Genomic DNA, 1,518 nt, shown 5'->3' with positions numbered 1-1,518 from the left:
CTAGACGATATGTAGAGTGATCGGGACCTCACTCTGTAAAGCAGTGGCCATCGAGCGGCAGCATGGGTTAGGCTCGGTCTTGAAGGAGTCCGGCTTACCATATTCACAGGAGGTCCCGACCATGTTGTACTCTACCAGCATCGGCCTTGACGTGCATGCCCGTTCCATCAGCGCCGCGGCGTTCGTCTTCGAGACGGGCGAGGTCGTGCAGCGCACGTTCGGCTACGACCCCGACGCGGTCGCCGCCTGGGCGGCCACGCTGCCGCAGCCTGCGGGCTGCCTCTACGAGAGCGGCCCCACGGGCTTCGACCTGCAGAGGAGGCTCGTCGCTCTCGGGCTGCCCTGCCACGTGGGCGCCGTCTCGAAGATGGTGCGGCCCTCGGGCGACCGCGTCAAGACCGACAGGAGGGACGCCCATTTCCTCTCGAGGCTGCTGGCCGTGGGCGAGTTCGTCGAGTGCGCCCCTCCCACGCCGGCCATGGAGGCGGCGCGCGACCTGTCCCGCGCCCGCGAGGACGCGCGCGAGGCGCTGATGAGGGCGCGCCACCAGCTGTCGAAGTTCCTGCTCAGGAAGGGCCACGTGTGGCCGAAGGGCAGGTCCGCGTGGACCAAGGCGCACCGCGAGTGGCTGCGCTCCATCGAGCTCGACGACCCGTGCGAGCGGCTCGTGCTCGAGGAGTACGTCGCGCAGGTCAGGGAGTGCGAGGAGCGCCGCGACCGCCTCGACTCGGCCATCGCCGAGAGGTCCGGCGCCGACGACCTCGCCGGCGTCACCTCCAGGCTCCGCGCCCTGCGCGGCGTCTCGACCGTTACCGCCTTCGGGATCGCCGTCGAGATCGGCGACTTCTCCCGCTTCGCCAGCCCCAGGGCGCTCATGTCCTACGTCGGCCTCGTGCCGTCGGAGTCATCGTCGGGCGAGACGACCTCGAGGGGCAGGATCACCAAGACCGGCAACCCGCACGTCAGGCGGCTCCTCGTCGAGGCCGCCTGGCACCACGCCAGGCCCCTGTCGCCGGCCTCCGAGACCGACGTGGCCTCGTCGGCGGGGCTCCCGGCGGAGGCGGCGGGGATTGCGGCGCGGGCCAACCGCAGGCTGCACCGCAGGTACCTCGACCTGAGGGCGAGGGGGAAGGGCGCCAACGTCACCAACGTCGCCATCGCCCGCGAGCTCGTCGGGTTCTGCTGGGCGCTCGCCCTCTGCGGGTGAGCTGCCGAGCTGCGAAACCACCCTCCCGCACGCGCGGCGCGGCCGAGGCGCGTGGGGCACCCCGCGATCGGACTATGCGCAGCGAGGCCGGGCCTCGCCACGCGCGACCCTAGACCAGCGGAGCTCCCCAGCCGAAGCGTCGGAATGCGTTAGCCAACACGCGGATATCAGACTTGCAGTCGTGCGTCGAACCAGACACGCCCTGGGCGCCGTCGCGCGGGAGGTGGCCATAGAAAAAGGTGGGCCGGTCCCCGAGAAGTCGGAGGCTGGCCTGCCTTTGCCACTTGACAAGTCTATCTACATATCAGTCC

At 70.1% G+C, this 1,518-nt stretch carries 1 protein-coding gene; it reads left to right on the top strand.

The annotated features are described in order from the left end of the window. The first annotated feature begins 121 nt into the window (after positions 1-121). The gene (locus ABVS03_RS11510) at positions 122-1,207 is read left to right on the top strand and encodes an IS110 family transposase (protein ID WP_368019213.1); all 1,086 of its coding nucleotides are present in this window, start codon (positions 122-124) and stop codon (positions 1,205-1,207) included. Positions 1,208-1,518 lie beyond the last annotated feature (311 nt).

This window comes from Olsenella sp. AGMB03486, from assembly GCF_040884255.1.
Lineage (GTDB): Bacteria > Actinomycetota > Coriobacteriia > Coriobacteriales > Atopobiaceae > Olsenella_L > Olsenella_L kribbiana.
This window is presented reverse-complemented; position numbering and strand designations above follow the sequence as displayed.